Raw genomic sequence first — 1,299 nt, forward strand, 5'->3', positions numbered from 1 at the left:
CCGAAAGTTGAGACTGTTGCAATTTGAACTTGCGCCCACTGTAAACAAACACGGCAACGAATACCGCGCAGCACACCACACGAATTAAGATTGGAATATCGTGCCAAACCAAAAGCGCACCGATAGTAAGCAGAACCAGTCTCATCAATATATTCAATGGTCCTTCTAAATAACCTTCAATGGCACCAATGAGCGCGTAAGTACCCACTATCGCAAAGAAGCCGACCGTAATTACTGATGTCACATCCCAACTGACCAACCCGGTATAGGCAATTAACAATGGAACCAAGTACAGCCCCTTCGCAATTTTCCAAGCCATTAAGCCTGTTCGCATTGGTGGCGTTTTCGCAATGGTCGCCGCTGCGAATGCGGTTAAACACACTGGTGGCGTAACGTTACTGTCTTGTGAGAGCCAGAATATGATCAAATGCGCAGCCAACAATGCCAAGCCAACCGCCTCTAAACCCAGACTTTGCCCTAGGAGCGTTTCAACAAAATCAGCAGGAACCAGTGACAGCATTTCTTTCGCCGTTTCCAGCGCCATTGGCGCATTGAGAAGATCGAGCTTATCTGGTGCCGCTAGCATGAAGATCGCTTTCGCTTGCTCAGGTAATTGCCCTGAAACCATCAACTCTAAAAGTTGGTTCTCGGCAATCAACTTATACAAGGCAGGGGCAGACAAAGTGCCCAGAACAATATACGCCGCTGTCACAGGTAAGCCCATACCTAAAACCAACGATGCCAAAGCAATCAACACGAGCATGATGAACAAATCACCATTCGCCCAACCATTGATCATCAAAGAGAATGTATTGCCGATGCCTGTGGTACTGATTACGTTGATCACTAAACCAATACCCACCAGCAAGACAGCGGTGGTTGCCATGTTCTTCGCGCCTTGAGACATAGCCTCGATGATCGCTTTTGGTCCCATTTTGTGATCTTTCGAAAACCACGAAGAGACAACAACAGAAATGATGGAAAGGCCTGCCGCATAAGTGGGTGTAAAACCTTTCACTAGCAACGTCACCAGAACCACCAAAGGAATGAGGTTGTGCCAACCACTCACCAGAACTTTGATAAGCGATTCGTCACTGGTTGTAATTTTCTGCACGCCGCTACGCTTCGCTTCGATACGCACAAAAAACGCGACCGACAAGAAATAAATCAACGCAGGGACAAACGATACAGCAATGATATCCACGTAAGGAATTTGAGTGTAAGACGCCATAATGAACGCGCCCGCCCCCATCACCGGAGGCATCAACTGACCACCGGTAGAAGCCGCAGCCTCAACCC

The 1,299-nt window shown here is 48.0% G+C and carries 1 protein-coding gene; it reads right to left on the bottom strand.

From position 1 onward, the window contains the following. On the bottom strand, positions 1–1,299 hold a 1,299-nt coding region (locus tag R7P35_RS24745), incomplete at both ends, for a TRAP transporter fused permease subunit (protein WP_318093005.1).

This window comes from Vibrio sp. Vb0304, assembly GCF_033338995.1.
Classification (GTDB): domain Bacteria; phylum Pseudomonadota; class Gammaproteobacteria; order Enterobacterales; family Vibrionaceae; genus Vibrio; species Vibrio alginolyticus.